The organism is Salinispora fenicalii, from assembly GCF_000514815.1.
Taxonomy (GTDB): domain Bacteria; phylum Actinomycetota; class Actinomycetes; order Mycobacteriales; family Micromonosporaceae; genus Micromonospora; species Micromonospora fenicalii.
Genome location: NZ_KI911472.1, coordinates 279,475 through 293,054, shown reverse-complemented (window position 1 = coordinate 293,054; position 13,580 = coordinate 279,475). Strand labels below are relative to the sequence as shown.

General features: G+C 68.3%; 12 protein-coding genes. 8 read left to right on the top strand and 4 right to left on the bottom strand.

The features are described 5' to 3' along the window. The first annotated feature begins 162 nt into the window (after nt 1-162). The gene (locus B116_RS0122300; protein WP_027661371.1) at nt 163-1,725 is read left to right on the top strand and encodes an alpha/beta hydrolase; all 1,563 of its coding nucleotides are present in this window, start codon (nt 163-165) and stop codon (nt 1,723-1,725) included. 86 nt (nt 1,726-1,811) lie between these two features. Here the strand turns inward: B116_RS0122300 and B116_RS0122295 are convergent, their stop codons facing one another. Together B116_RS0122295 and B116_RS0122290 are read right to left on the bottom strand one after the other, a co-directional pair. Next, nucleotides 1,812-2,609 (bottom strand): VOC family protein, encoded by a 798-nt coding sequence (locus tag B116_RS0122295; RefSeq protein WP_027661370.1) that lies wholly within the window; start codon nt 2,607-2,609, stop codon nt 1,812-1,814. A 69-nt stretch (nt 2,610-2,678) separates the two neighbouring features. After that, the gene (locus B116_RS0122290; protein WP_018723064.1) at nt 2,679-3,089 is read right to left on the bottom strand and encodes a VOC family protein; all 411 of its coding nucleotides are present in this window, start codon (nt 3,087-3,089) and stop codon (nt 2,679-2,681) included. Between the two features lie 240 nt (nt 3,090-3,329). On the opposite strand from B116_RS0122290, the gene B116_RS0122285 reads away from it, so the two are divergent. Both B116_RS0122285 and B116_RS0122280 read left to right on the top strand, forming a co-directional pair. Beyond that, the gene (locus B116_RS0122285; RefSeq protein WP_018723065.1) at nt 3,330-3,650 is read left to right on the top strand and encodes a non-heme iron oxygenase ferredoxin subunit; all 321 of its coding nucleotides are present in this window, start codon (nt 3,330-3,332) and stop codon (nt 3,648-3,650) included. Between the two features lie 107 nt (nt 3,651-3,757). Continuing rightward, a complete protein-coding gene (locus tag B116_RS0122280) occupies nt 3,758-5,527 on the top strand; it encodes an ABC transporter ATP-binding protein (protein WP_018723066.1) in 1,770 nt (589 codons plus the stop codon). A gap of 68 nt (nt 5,528-5,595) precedes the next feature. Here B116_RS0122280 and B116_RS0122275 read toward each other — a convergent pair whose 3' ends face one another. Together B116_RS0122275 and purB are read right to left on the bottom strand one after the other, a co-directional pair. Continuing rightward, a complete protein-coding gene (locus B116_RS0122275; protein ID WP_027661369.1) occupies nt 5,596-5,997 on the bottom strand; it encodes a GNAT family N-acetyltransferase in 402 nt (133 codons plus the stop codon). Then, nucleotides 5,981-7,267, bottom strand: a complete 1,287-nt coding sequence (purB, locus tag B116_RS0122270; protein ID WP_082312869.1) for an adenylosuccinate lyase — start codon at nt 7,265-7,267, stop codon at nt 5,981-5,983. The genes B116_RS0122275 and purB overlap by 17 nt, the downstream gene beginning before the upstream one ends. Nucleotides 7,268-7,620: 353 nt before the next feature. Between purB and B116_RS0122265 the strand changes: the two genes are divergently transcribed. The 5 genes from B116_RS0122265 to B116_RS0122245 all read left to right on the top strand — a co-directional run bounded on the left by B116_RS0122265 (nt 7,621) and on the right by B116_RS0122245 (nt 13,546). Further along, nucleotides 7,621-8,928 carry an amidase gene (locus tag B116_RS0122265; protein ID WP_027661367.1) on the top strand — a complete coding sequence of 436 codons (1,308 nt, stop codon included), beginning with the start codon at nt 7,621-7,623 and terminating at the stop codon, nt 8,926-8,928. A gap of 20 nt (nt 8,929-8,948) precedes the next feature. Beyond that, entirely contained in the window at nt 8,949-10,421 is a 1,473-nt protein-coding gene (locus B116_RS0122260; protein WP_026321875.1) for a type I glutamate--ammonia ligase, read from the top strand. 49 nt (nt 10,422-10,470) lie between these two features. After that, a complete protein-coding gene (locus tag B116_RS0122255) occupies nt 10,471-11,265 on the top strand; it encodes a DUF3050 domain-containing protein (RefSeq protein WP_018723071.1) in 795 nt (264 codons plus the stop codon). Between the two features lie 66 nt (nt 11,266-11,331). Then, the gene (locus tag B116_RS0122250; protein ID WP_018723072.1) at nt 11,332-11,688 is read left to right on the top strand and encodes a 4Fe-4S dicluster-binding protein; all 357 of its coding nucleotides are present in this window, start codon (nt 11,332-11,334) and stop codon (nt 11,686-11,688) included. Then, the gene (locus B116_RS0122245; RefSeq protein WP_027661366.1) at nt 11,663-13,546 is read left to right on the top strand and encodes a hypothetical protein; all 1,884 of its coding nucleotides are present in this window, start codon (nt 11,663-11,665) and stop codon (nt 13,544-13,546) included. Before B116_RS0122250 ends, B116_RS0122245 begins: the two co-directional genes overlap by 26 nt. Nucleotides 13,547-13,580 lie beyond the last annotated feature (34 nt).

Here is a 13,580-nt window from a genome sequence, read left to right as displayed (position 1 = left end):
GGTTACAGTATTAACTGATACCTTTACTCCATGTCGACACAGAGAGCGCTGCTCCGCATTACCAGCTGACGTCAAAAGTTCGACAATTGCGAACCTAACCCGGTAGGGTTCAGCCGCCTCACCGCTGTTGGGTACATAGCCCACGAGCAATTTGGGGGAATAGTGAAAAGACTTTTCGCTGGTGCGACCGCGGTCGTACTGGGCCTCACGGCACAGGTCATCGCCGTCGCCCCGGTCGGGGCGGCACCAACGGCGGACGGCACCGCCCAACCAACCAGCCCAATCTCCTGGTCTCCCTGTCCGGCCGACGACCCGGTGATGGATGACTACCTGGTCGGGCTGGAGTGCGGCTCGCTCGCAGTGCCGCTGGACCACTCCCGACCGACCGGCCAGAAGATCACCCTGGCCCTCACCCGAGCCAAGCACACGGCGCCGGAATCCGAATACCAGGGCGTCGTCCTGCTGAACCGGGGTCAGTGGCCCGGCACCATCGGACGGGATCTGCCCACTCGGTTCGCCAAAGGCTGGAGCGGGCTGCCGATCGAGGTGGGTTCGACCTACGACTGGATCGGGTTCGACCCCCGCGGCGTCGGAGCGAGCGAGCCGTCAATCACCTGCGACCCCACCTACCTATATCCGGGCGAAGCGCGGCCCGACTACGTTCCGGACAGCCGCGCCGAGGAGAAGGTGTGGACGAAGCGAGCCCGCGCGTACGCGGAGAGCTGCGGCGAGAAGTACGGCGACACCCTCCGGCACTTCCGGACCACCGACACCGCGCGGGACATGGATCTCATCCGGACCGCACTCGGCCAGGAAAAGATCAACTACCTGGGCTACTCCTACGGCACCTACCTCGGCTCGGTCTACGCCTCCCTGTTCCCGGACCGGGTACGCCGGATGGTGCTGGACAGTGTGGTGCAGCCAAGCACCGTCGGGTACGCCTCGCTGTCTCGAACGAATGCGGCATTCGAGAAGCGAGCCCAGATCTACTTCAGCTGGATCGCCGAGCACGACTCGTACTACCACCTGGGCGACACGGCCGCGGAGGTAGAGGCGAACTACTACCAGGGCATGGCCGCACTCCGGGAGGCGCCGATCGACGGCCAGATCGGTCCGGCTGAGTACAGCGACATCTTCGCGGTGAACGTGTATCGCAGCTACGTCTGGACCTACCACGCACAGGTGCTGGCGGATTGGGTGCTGCGGGGCGACCCGGCCGGGCTGCGGGAAAACTTCGGCGGCGAGCCGGGCTTCCCAGCCCAGAACACCCACGCCACGTACCGCACCGTGCAGTGCATCGACGGCTACTGGCCCCGACGCTGGAACCGCTGGCACACCGACCTGAGCCGCCAGTACGACCGAGGCGACCGCTTCATGACCTGGAACAGCGCATGGTACAACGCTCCGTGCGCGTTCTGGCCGGTGCCAGCCCGCCGCCCGACGAAGGTCGGCGACCGGAACGCAAACATATTGCTGATCCAGGCGGAGCACGACGCGCTCACCCCGGTGGCCGGGGCCTACGAGGTGCACCGGAAGTTCCCGAACTCCCGGCTGGTCCTAGAGCGCGACGGCGTCTTCCACGGCGCTTCCCTGACCGCTAACGCCAATGAGTGCCTCAACAGCCACGTCACCGCCTACCTACGGGACGGTACCCGTCCGAGCGCCACCACCGGCGTTGACGCCACCTGCGACGCGAATCCGCTACCAGTTCCGGAAGCCGGCTGAGCAACGCGCTTGACGAGTCCGCCGGCCGGTAGCGCGGGCCGGCGGACTCGATTCCGCGGTGGCTTGGCACGGGCGAGTCCCGCCCACTACCCGGAGGTCACCTTCCACAGAAAGCCATCCGGGTCGGTGAAGTAGCCGGCGTAGACACCCGACCCGGATTTCGCCGCCGGTGCGACGACCCGGCCGCCGGCAGTGGTCACTGCCGACAGTAGGGAGTCGACCTCGTCCGGCGAGGGCACCAACCGTTCGAAGGCCGCCGCCCGGAAGTCGGCGCGGTCCTCCTTGGTTCCGACATCCTTGGCCAGTACCTTCCCGTCCATGAGGCCCAGCCGGCAGCCGGCCGGACTTGGCTGGAAGTCGATGTACTTGCTGCCGTAGTCCCGGTCGACCACCATGCCCAGGGCCGAATAGAATGACTTGGCAGACTTCGTCGCAGCGACGCCGAGGAGAATACCGACCTCATTCGGCACCGGTGTCTCCTGAGCCGGCCCGGTCGGCTTCGCCGTCGCCGAGGTCAGCTTCCATACCGCACCGTCCGGAGCCTGGAAGGCGCCGGAGAAGCCGGCGAACATGGCCTTCTTCGCCGGCTTGAGAACGCTCGCGCCCTGGCCGGCGGCAGTGTCAAGGATGCTCCGCACCTCGTCGGGCTGGTTGACGATATAGCTGAGGACGTAACCGCGGTAGTTCGGTGCTGCGGGCCCCGCGTGCGCCTGCGCCGCCAGCTCCGCAACCGGGCACACGGCGAGCCGGGCCACACCGTGCAGATCCAACTCCACCCGGTCGTCCTGATGGCTTACGCCGGTAGGTGAGAACACGGACTGGTAAAAGGCGTGTGCGGCCTGCGCGTCGGTTGCACCGAGCGTGATCATGTCAGGCAGCAGCATGATGGTGATGGCCTCCTTGGCATCAGTGGGCTTGCGATCCACGAGGGAGATGACGCTTCCGGGCGGAGCTCAACCCGCCTGCTGGATCCGAATCAGGTTGCCGGCCGGGTCCCGGAAGGCGCAGTCCCGGACCCCGTAGTCCTGATCGATCGGCTCCTGCACCACCTCGGCTCCACTGGCCTGCACCCGCTCGAACACCTCGTCAAGGTTGGAGGAGGCGAGGAGAACACCGGCGTACGTGCCCTTCGCCATCATCTCCTCGATCGTGCGTCGCTCATCGTCGGTGATCCCGGGGTCGGCAGCCGGTGGTTGGAGCACGATCGATGTCTGCGGCTGGCCGGCCGGCCCCACCGTGACCCACCGCATCCCGTCGTAACCGACATCGTTTCGAATCTCGAAGCCCAGGACTTCCCGGTAGAAGGTGATCGACGCATCCGCATTCTCGTGCGGCAGAAAGCTCGAGTGAATGGTGATGTTCATAGCGCTAACGCTAACGGTCACCCGACCCCGGCGCTTCTTGATTCCTGATCCATTCTTCCTGGTCACCGGCGAGCGGGCCGGCGGCTCCAGCGGACTTCGACTCCCGCTCGGCCTCCGCCTGAGGCCCGATGCGCAAGGTTGCGGAGTCGGCTACCGTCCGGCGGACCAGCCCGTAGCCCGTGAACCGGCATCCGGCATCCGGCATCCGGGGCGAAGCGAACGTGTCGAGAGGAGTGGTCGATGGATTTCGTCAAGGTGTGCCCGGTGACGGCGCTCCCGGCCGAGGGCGCGATCGAGGTAAAGGTCGAAGGGCGAGCGGTGGCCGTGGTCCAAAGCGGGGGACAGGTGTACGCGATCGATGACCGGTGTTCCCATGCGGAGGTTTTGCTCTCCGAGGGAGAGGTGTACGACGGCACGATCGAGTGCTGGCTGCACGGCTCCTGCTTCGATCTGCGCACCGGCGAGCCCACCAATCCCCCAGCTACCCGACCGATCGGTACCTACCAGGTACGGGTCGAGGATGGGGACGTCTACGTCGCCTCCGGCGCAGCCCAGCCCTGATCAGCATGGCGCACCGGTAACCCCGATGACCTGCCGGCGCCCCGTGGCCGCTGGCCGGGACTACCCGACGACACGTCGTGCCGGCACCGGCCGGTTGAGGAGGCTGGGTGACCACCGCTGCCCCTGATGTGCCGGTACGGCGCATCCTCAGGCTGTTCCGCCCCTACAGATGGAGCCTGCTACTCGTCGCCGGCCTGGTCGGCCTCTCGTCCCTGTTCTTCCTGGTAAACCCGTTCCTGATCCGAGAGATTCTGGACGTGGCCCTACCGGAAGGCCGGACGGGCTTACTCACCGTCCTCGCAGGTTGCATGCTCCTCGCGGCCGTCGCGAACAGCTCCGTCGTCGTCTGGCAGACCTACCTCTCCACGAAGGTCGGCGAGCAGGTGATGCACGATCTGCGCGCCGCCGTCTACGGACGCCTGCAGCGGATGCCGCTGGCCTTCTTCAGCCGGACCCGCTCCGGAGAGGTGCAGTCGCGCATCACCAACGACATCGGCGACATGCAGGCCACCGTGACCACCACCGCGACGACGCTGGTCTCCGACATGACCGTGGTGGTAGCCACGGTCATTGGGATGCTGGTGTTGGATTGGCGCCTCACCATCGTGTCGCTGGTGCTGGTGCCCTTCTTCGTCTGGGTCGGGCGACGGGTCGGCAACCAGCGCCGCCGCATCACCCGAGAGCGGCAACGCCAGGCTGCGGCGATCTCCGTGATAGTGCAGGAATCGCTCTCCGTCAGCGGTGTGCTGCTGGCCCGGACAATGGGCCGCTCCCGCTCGCTGACCGACATCTTCACCGCAGAGTCGCGACTCCTGTCCGACCTGGAGATCCGCTCACATATGGCGGGCCGCTGGACCCAGGCGACAACCTGGATCGTGTTGGCGTCGATGCCGGCGGCGACGTACTGGGTGGCGGGACTGAACGGCCGCGGCGGCCAGGCGGCGATCTCCATTGGCACCTTGGTCGCCTTCACCACCTTGCAGCAGACTCTGCTGCGACCGGCGGTCTCCCTGGTGGAGGTCGCCGTGGAGGTGCAGACCTCACTCGTCCTGTTCGGCCGGATCTTCGAGTACCTCGACCTGCCCGTCGACCTCGACGAGCCGGCGGGTACCGCCCCCGTCGCGAGGCCGCGTGGAGAACTTCGGCTCCGACAGGTCAGCTTCACCTATCCGGGTGCGAGCCGGCCCACGCTCAGCGACATCGACGTGGCGGTCCCCGCCGGCCACAACTTGGCGATCGTCGGCGAGACCGGCTCCGGCAAGACCACCCTCAGCTACCTGATCCCGCGGCTGTACGACCCGACGTCGGGGCGGGTGACAATCGACGGTACGGATGTGCGGGACCTGCCCGCGGAGACGTTGGCAGCCACGGTCGGAATGGTGTTCCAGGAGACCTACCTGTTCCACACCTCGGTCGCCGAGAATCTGCGATTCGCCCGACCCGACGCGACCGACGACGAGTTGGTGGCGGCCGCCAAGATCGCACATATCCACGACCACCTGCTGTCGCTGCCGAACGGCTACCACACCGTGGTGGGCGAGCGGGGGTTCCGGTTCTCCGGCGGGGAGCGGCAGCGCCTGGCGATCGCCCGGGCGGTCCTGCGCGACCCACCGATCTTGGTACTCGACGAGGCGACCAGTTCCCTGGACAACCAGACCGAAGAGGCCGTCACGCGAGCCATCGATGCGGCCAGCGCCGGTCGTACCACGATCACGATCGCGCACCGGCTGTCAACGATCCGCGACGCGGACGAGATCATCGTGCTGGACGCCGGCACCATCGTCGAACGCGGCACCCACGCCGAGCTACTGGAGCTGGGGGGTCACTACGCGATGCTCGTCAACCGCGAAGTCGAGCTGCCGGCAGACGCCCGCTAGGTGCTGCGCACACCGGGTGTCGAGTTGGGATGGGAAGGTCCACCGCTGCTACTGGTCACCGTTGCCCGCTACGGATTACGCACCCAGGCCGAGTTGTGCTGGGTAAAGCCGATACGTGGGTAGTAGCCGACCGCGGCGGGCGCCGACAGCAACACGATCTTCGCCTGCGGCGCCTCCTGCTGGGTCGCCGCGATGAGGGCCTTGCCGATGCCGGAGTGTTGGTACGCCCGGTCCACGGCGATATCAGAAAGGTACGTTACATAGGAGAAGTCGGAAATACTCCGCGCGATTCCCACCAGCTCATCCCCGACCCGACAGGTCAGGACGAGGTTAGCGTTTCTTACCATCGCGGCCAGTCGGCCGGGCTCCGCGATCGGCCGCCGCTCGCCAAGCCCCGACGACCGGTATAGCGCCAGAACCGCGTCCAGGTCGAGGTCGACGCCGTTTTCGCGTTCAATGTGCCAGGTCACGAAGATCTTCCAATCGCTTGAGAATGACGTTGTGGTGAACCAGGAAACGCTCCGGGCGCAGCGGCGGGACATCGATGCCCTCGGCTCGCAGCAGGGTAGCGAACTCTCCATCGCCGGCGGCGGCGCCGTTCGCGGCGGCCTGCACCGACCGATAGGCGCGTTCCCGCTCGGTGCCGCCGGCCAGCAGGTCGGCCAGGACCGCGGAGCTGTAGACCACGCCACCGTTCCCATCGACCGCGGCCCGCATTCGGTCCGCAAAGACCTCCATCCCCGCCACCAGGTCCGCGGCTCGACTCACCTGATAATGCGCAACGATCATCGCGTCGGGCAGGACCACCCGCTCCACGGAGGAGTGGGACAGATCCCGCTCGTGCCACAGCGCCACGTTCTCCACCGTCGTACCCGCGTACCCGCGTAGCAGCCGGGCGAGCCCCACCAGACGCTCACTGGCCGTCGGATTCCGCTTGTGCGGCATGGCGCTGGAGCCCTGGTAGCCGACCCCGCGACGCTCCTCCACCTCGCGAACCTCGCTCCGCGAGAGCAGTCGGACCTCGGTGGCAACCTGCTCCACGCAGGCACCGAGCGTGGCCAGAGCATGCAGCAGCTGCGCGTGTCGGTCCCGGGCCACGACCTGGGACGGCGCGGGCTCCACCCCGAGGCCGAGCTCGGCGCAGACATGCTCCTCAACGAAGGGGTCAATGAGCGCATAGGTCCCGACCGACCCGGAGATCGTGCCGACCGCGACCTCGGTACGCGCCGCTCGCAGCCGCCGCACGGACCGGTCCATCGCGAAGGCGAAGCCCGCAAGCTTGTGACCAAGCGTGGTGGGCTCGGCGTGCATGCCATGGGTACGGCCAATACAGACCGTCTCCCAGTGCGCGAGCGCCTGATCCACCAGCACACCGCGCAGCCGCACCACCGCCCCAAGCAGCACGTCGCAAGCGCGGTCCAGGGTGGCCCCCAGCGCGGTGTCCACCAGGTCGTAACTGGTCATGCCGAGGTGGACCCAGCGGGCCGAGTCGGCAGGGATGTCCTCGCAGAAGGCCGCGAGGAAGGCGAGAATCTCGTGGTCCCGCTGGCGCTCGTGCTCGGCCACCCGCGCCACCGACGGCACTCGGGCCTGCTCGATGTCGGCCAGGGCCGGCTCGGGGACCCGGCCCAGCAGCACCTGCGCCTGGGTCGCGAGGAGCTCCACCTTCGACCAGGTGGCATAGCGCGCCTCGTCCGACCAGAGGTCGGCCATCTCCGGCAGCGAATATCGAGAAATCATGACTATGAACCCCCAACGAGAACCGAACCCACGAGCCGTAGAGTAGCGATTCTGCTGGCGCAGAGTACAGCACTTATCCGCACTTTATCCATACTTGCCTCCCGGACTTCCGTAGCTTTTCTTCAGTTGAACGGGGCGGATCCAAGGAGCACCGAAGGTCTTTTCTTCAGAGTTGCCATCCGGACCACGGTGCCCCTCCCCCAACACTTGCCCAACGAGCGACTATGGCCTTTATTGGGGTGGTGCCCGCATTCACACTTCCCGCCATTCGGACCCCGGCTTGTCGGTCCATCCGAGAGACCAAACGACTGTTCCTCACCGGTGGTACGACAGTTGCCGAGCATCTCGAGAACGTGCTCGCGGCCGTCGGAGAGATTGACCCGACAATCAGAGCGTTCGTCGCGGTCGCCGACGACCGCGCCCGGTACGAGGCGGACGCGGCCGACCAGCTCCTCGACGCTGTCGGTGCGGTCGCCTTCCGAGACCGGCCGCTACTCGGAGTCCCGATCGCGGTCAAAGACCTCGTCCAGACCCGGGATCTGCCCACCGGACGCGGGTCCCTGGTGCCCAACCACCGCCCGGCGGTGGACGCACCGGCGGTGGCCCGCCTGCGGGCGGCGGGCGCCATCCTGGTGGGCAAGACCGCGACCTCGGAGTACGGATGGAGCGCCAGCACGGTGAGCCGGGTCGCCGGCCCGACCCGCAACCCGTGGGCACCGGAACGGACCGCCGGCGGGTCAAGCGGTGGCTCGGCCGCCGCGGTGGCGGCCGGGCTGAGCACCGCGGCGGTCGGTACCGACGGGGCTGGATCGATCCGCATCCCCGCAGCGTTCTGCGGGGTGGTCGGCTTCAAGCCATCCTTCGGCCGGATCCCCTACGTGCCACCCGGCGCCGAGCGCCTGTCCCACCTGGGGCCGCTGGCACGCGAGGTCACCGACATCACCGCCCTAATGGCGGTGCTGATCGGGCCAGACCACCGAGACCCGGACTCGGTGCCGGGAGTGATCGCACCAACGGCCGCTCCGGCCACGCTGCGGATCGGCTGGCTCGAGTTCCCTGGGACAACCAACGAGGTCCGTGCGGTCACGGGCAGGGTGGGACCGGCGCTGAACCGACTGGGGCACCGGGTCGAGCGCATCGCGGTGCCGTTCAGCGATCCCTACGACGCGCTGGTGGACCTCCTGGCTGCCGCTGAGGCCGCTGCAGCGACGCCGGAGGAGGACCAGCTCTGCGACCCGGGCCGGCTCGCGCTCATCCGGTACGGGCGCACGCTCACCGGCGCCGCCGTCCTCCGCGCCGAAGAGACCCGGATGGCGCTGCGGGCCCAAATGCACCGCGTGATGCAGCGCTACGACCTGCTGGCGATGGCGACCGTTCCGATCACGCCGTTCGCCGCTGATGCCGTCGCCCCGGCTGCCAGCATCGACCCGGACGGTCTGCGGTGGCTCGCATGGTCACCCGCCACCTATCCGTTCAACCTCACCGGCCAGCCGGCCCTCTCCCTGCCGGCCGGCGTGACACCCCACGGACTCCCGGTCGGGGTTCAGCTCGTGGGTCGAGTCGGCGACGACGACCTGGTGCTCCGGGCAGCCACCCGGCTGGAAGCGGAGCTGGCCCGCCCGACGCCACAGCCGGGCGGCGACTTCCGAGGAGAGCGATAACGATGTCCAGGACCTGGTCCCTGCCCGATAACGACAGCGGCGTCGGGCGCCCCTCGTTCGTGGCCGAGTTCGGCCACTGGAACGACGAACAGATCGCCGCGGCCGAGAAGATCGAGGCCACGCTCGACGAGGTCGACCTGGTACGGGTCGTCTTCTGTGATCCGCACGGATTGGCCCGCTCCAAGACCGTGCCGGCGCACGTCTTCCGTACGGTGCTGCGCAACGGTCTGGATTTCAGCCCTGGTCCGTTCCTCTTCGACACCGGGCACGCAGTCGCCGTGGACTTCCGCACCGACCCCGGCGTTGGAGTCGGGGAACTACTCGGCGCCGGCGACTTCGTCCTGGTCCCGGACCCACGTACGTTCCAGGTGTTGCCCCGGGGAGAACGGCGGACCGCGTGGGTGGTGGGCGACGAATATCTCCGGGATGGTTCGCCACACCCGCTAGCCACCCGGCACCTCCTGCACCGGGTCTGCGCCCGCTACGCCGAACGCGACCTGGCGCCCGTGATCGGACTTGAGGTCGAGTGGTACCTGACCCGGCTGGTCGCCGGGCCGGTGGGCAACGCGGGCAACGGGTTCGGCCGGCAGGGGGCGGCCCCGGCGGTGTCGGCGATGAACGCCGGATACCAGTTCAACCTGGACAGCTACTACGACGCCGTGGCTGACGTCGCAGACCCCCTGGCGGCCATGCTCATGGCACTCGGCCTGCCGTTGCGCACCATCGAACACGAATCCGGGCCAGGGCAACTGGAGACGACCTTCGACCCGATGCTGGCGCTGGCGGCGGCGGACGCGATGCTGCTGTTCCGCACCCAGGTCAAGCAGGAGTGCCGCCGCCGCGGCTACCACGCCTCGTTCATGACCCTCCCCGGGCTGGAAGGGTTCGACCCGAGCGGCTGGCACCTGCATCAGTCGGTCGTCGACACGACGACGAACCGCAACCTATTCATGCCGGACGACGGCGCGTCGGGCCCACTGTCCGCCGCGGGCGAGGCCTACGTGCGGGGCCTGCTGGCCCACGCACGCGAGTTCTGTCTGCTGTCCGTCCCGACCGTCAACGGCTACCACCGGCTGGCGCCGCGGTTCCCGCTCTCCCCCACCTCCGCCGACTGGCGCGAGGAGGACCGCAGCGCCATGGTCCGGGTGTTCAACGCCGGCAGCGCAACTCACGTCGAGAACCGGATCGGGGAACCGTGCGCCAACCCGTACCTGGTCATCGCCGCGCAGCTACATGCGGGCCTGGCCGGGCTGGACTCGGCTGACGTGGCGCCGGCTGGTGCCGCGACGCTGCCGGCCTCCTTTGACGCGGCACTGGCCGCCTTCGGCGAGAGCGCCCGTGCGGAGGAACTACTGGGCGCACCGCTGAAGAACTGCCTGCGCAAGCTCAAGGAGAGCGAGGCGTCCCGGTTCCGTGCTTGGTGCGCGACGGAGCACCCGGCGACCGACTCCGTCACCGAGTGGGAGCAGCGCGAGTACTTCGGGGTCTTCTGACCACCCGGCCCGGTGGGCCGGACCGCAGGGCGAGACGAGAGGAAAAGCGATGTCACGGTACGACTGGGGCGAATCAACTCCGGCCATCGACATGCTCAAGGACACCATCGAGCCGGCCCGGCAGAAGGTGCTCGGCCACTCGGTATACGGGCAGCTAGACAGCGTTGACGCGGTGGCCACCTTCATGGAGCACCACGTCTACGCGGTCTGGGACTTCATGTCCCTACTCAAGTCGTTGCAGCGGCAGCTCACCTGCGTCGAGGTGCCCTGGGTGCCGTCCGGGCAGCGCAGCAGCAGCCGGCTGATCAACGACATCACCCTGGTTGAGGAGAGCGACGAGCTGGGCGACGGCTTCATCAGCCACTTCGAGCTGTACGTGGACGGCATGCGCCAGGCCGGCGCCGACACCAGCAGCATCGACTCCTTCATCAGCCTGCTGCGCGCCGGCGTGCCGGTCCCCGCAGCGATCACCAAGGCCGGCGTCCCCGGCCCGGCGGCCGAGTTCATCGGCACCACCTGGCGGTTCATCGAGCATGCCCCGGTGCACTGCCAGGCCGCGGCGTTCGCGTTCGGCCGGGAGGACCTGATCCCGGAGATGTTCGACCAGGTCGCCGCGCTCAACGCCGGGGTCGGCGTGCTCTCCACCTTCGTTGACTACCTCCGGCGGCACATTCAGGTCGACAGCGAGGAGCACACGCCGATGGCGATGCAGATGCTCGCCGACCTGTGCGGGGACGACAAAGACCGGTGGGAGCAGTGCAAGGACACCGTAAACACCGCTTTGGCCGCGCGGACCCAGCTGTGGGACGGCATCTCCGCGCAGCTGAAGCGGTCCGCCCGTTGACCGAGGGGAACTCCGCTCCGGGCCGCCGCCGGTCGGCCCGGAGCACCCCAGCAGGAGGTGAGCAGGATGCCGTGGACACGAGAGGCCGCTGCCCAGGCAGGCGCCGCGCGGGACGCGCGGATTACGCAGCGCACCCGCAACGAGGCGTGGAAGAAGCCACCGCGCCGGATCGAAAAATCCGAATGCATCACGTGCGACACCTGCCTGCGCAACTGCCCGCCCGAGTTCGGGGCGATCTTCGACCGGGGACTCGACGTCGTGATCATTCCCGAGTTGTGCTCCGGCTGCCCGGTATGTGTGCTGGTCTGCCCGGTCGACTGCATCTACCTGGATCCGCAGTGGACCCCTACCGACGACAAGCTCTGGGATCACATCGGCCTGACCACGGAGGATGGGCATGACACTGCCAGTCGAGCCGGATAGCGGGTTGTCCCGCAGAGCCGCGCTGGCGAAGGCGCGGCAGAGCCGACGGCCGAGTCGGCTCGGCCAGAAGGCCGGCGCTACCGCCACACCCGACCATCCGGTCGGCAGCGATGCCGGCTTTCCCGGCCTGCTGAACCGCGTCTGGCAGCAGGCCGTAGCCGCCGCCAACCCGGCGGTGGCGGTGGAGACGCTACTGACCCTCGACGGACACGTTCCGGCCGAGATCCAGCTACGGGCGCTGCCCACCACGGCGGAGTGCGCGATCCGGGTGCTCTTCGGACGATCGTGGCGCGACGACGATTCGGCTGCCCGGCACCCGGATCGCGCCGGGACGGCCTTCCTCGGCGAGGTGGGGCTGACCAGAAGCGGCCGGATTGCCGTACGGGTTCCCTCCCAGGGGCCACTGACCAGTACGGACGACCTGGTCGGTGGGGTGCTGCGGGTGCCGTGGTCGACCCGGGACCTGGCCGCCTACCAGGCCGAGCTCACCGCTGCCACCACCCGGCTACACGACTCGGTCGCCGACTGTCGCCGCTGGCTCGCCGAGGCCCGGTCGGACGGCCGGGAGAAGCTGCTGGCGGAGCTGACCGAGGCGGTTCACCGTACCGCTCCGGTGGTGTTCTACTGCGGGGACCGGCAATACACCAACTTCCGCGACCGAAACACCCTGACCGGCAAGACGCTGTGGCCGGGACACCCGGACTGCGCACTGAGCGCGCTGGTCACCGTCCCACTCGACCTGTGGTCAGACGACGACGTGCTGCTGGTGGTGTCGCTCACGCTGCTGGTCCGGTCGGCGGGGTACGCCCGGATCGAGGAGGCGAACGGTACCCAGCTGACCCTCGACCACGTGGCCCACCTCCTCGAGCGGACCCGGGTGGCGTACAACGAGATCCCCGGCGGTGCTCCGGTGCCGCCCGCTACCTCAACCACGGTGACGGCGCTGGACGCGCTCGCGGTGGCGATCGCTCGACGCCGTCGGGAGATCAGCACCAAGGTTCAGCTCTACCGGGACATCCACGGGCCTCTGATGCACAAGATCGAGCGAGTCGCCGGGCCCGCCACGGGCCGGGCGCAGCGCGCGGAGGCGGCGCTCAGCGCCCACCTGCGCGACCGGCTCCCCATCACCGGCGGCACCCTACGCGAGCTGGGTGCTGCGGTGGCAGCCTCCCCGGACTGGCTGGCCGAGCCGCAGGGCGACTTCAGGACCGGGCTGGAGTCCCTGGTGTACGAAACCGTCGCCGCGGCGACCACGGTCTTCGAGGCTGACTTCGCGATGAGCCGGGGCATGCGGTCATTGACAAGGTTGATCGCGGCGCTGCGGGACGAGCGGTGGGACACGATCGTCTCCTGGGACATCCCGCACTTCTTCTGCTGTGTGGTGCCGGCGCCAGCGGCCGGGCGACACTTCGGCGGATCCGCCGCGCGCCTGGCCGACGCCGCCTGGTCGATGTCCGCACGCATGCAGTACAACTCGTGGCATTTCCTCGCCGGTAGTCTGCCGCCCGTACCGGCGGTGGTGGACCGCGACTACTTCGCCCCACCCACCATCCCGGATCTCGCCTACCACTCCGACCAACACCACCACGGTCACGTCGCCGCCCAAGTACGGTTCAGCATCCGCAGCCCACAGCCGGTGGCGGTGCTGGATCGCACCTTCACCGGCTTCGTCGACTTGCGGCTGCTGCGCTGTGCGGGACACCCCTTCGACGAGCAGGACCTACTCGCCGCGCATCGGGCGTCGGACTTCATCGCCACCGCCACGACCCAGGCCGCCGCGCTCGTCGCCGCCGGCACCGACCTCGAGGTGGCCGCGTTCGACAGCCAGTGGCACTGGGCGAATATCACCGGCCAGTAGCGCGGTGCAGTATTCGGTCGCGGCCCGTAGCACA

Excerpts from the sequence above, each read along its gene's own strand:
- purB (WP_082312869.1), bottom strand. The coding sequence starts at position 7,267 with ATGATTTCTCGATATTCGCTGCCGGAGATGGCCGACCTCTGGTCGGAC.
- B116_RS0122285 (WP_018723065.1), top strand. The coding sequence starts at position 3,330 with ATGGATTTCGTCAAGGTGTGCCCGGTGACGGCGCTCCCGGCCGAGGGC.
- B116_RS0122290 (WP_018723064.1), bottom strand. The coding sequence starts at position 3,089 with ATGAACATCACCATTCACTCGAGCTTTCTGCCGCACGAGAATGCGGAT.
- B116_RS0122255 (WP_018723071.1), top strand. The coding sequence starts at position 10,471 with ATGTCACGGTACGACTGGGGCGAATCAACTCCGGCCATCGACATGCTC.
- B116_RS0122245 (WP_027661366.1), top strand. The coding sequence starts at position 11,663 with ATGACACTGCCAGTCGAGCCGGATAGCGGGTTGTCCCGCAGAGCCGCG.
- B116_RS0122295 (WP_027661370.1), bottom strand. The coding sequence starts at position 2,609 with ATGCTGCTGCCTGACATGATCACGCTCGGTGCAACCGACGCGCAGGCC.
- B116_RS0122250 (WP_018723072.1), top strand. The coding sequence starts at position 11,332 with ATGCCGTGGACACGAGAGGCCGCTGCCCAGGCAGGCGCCGCGCGGGAC.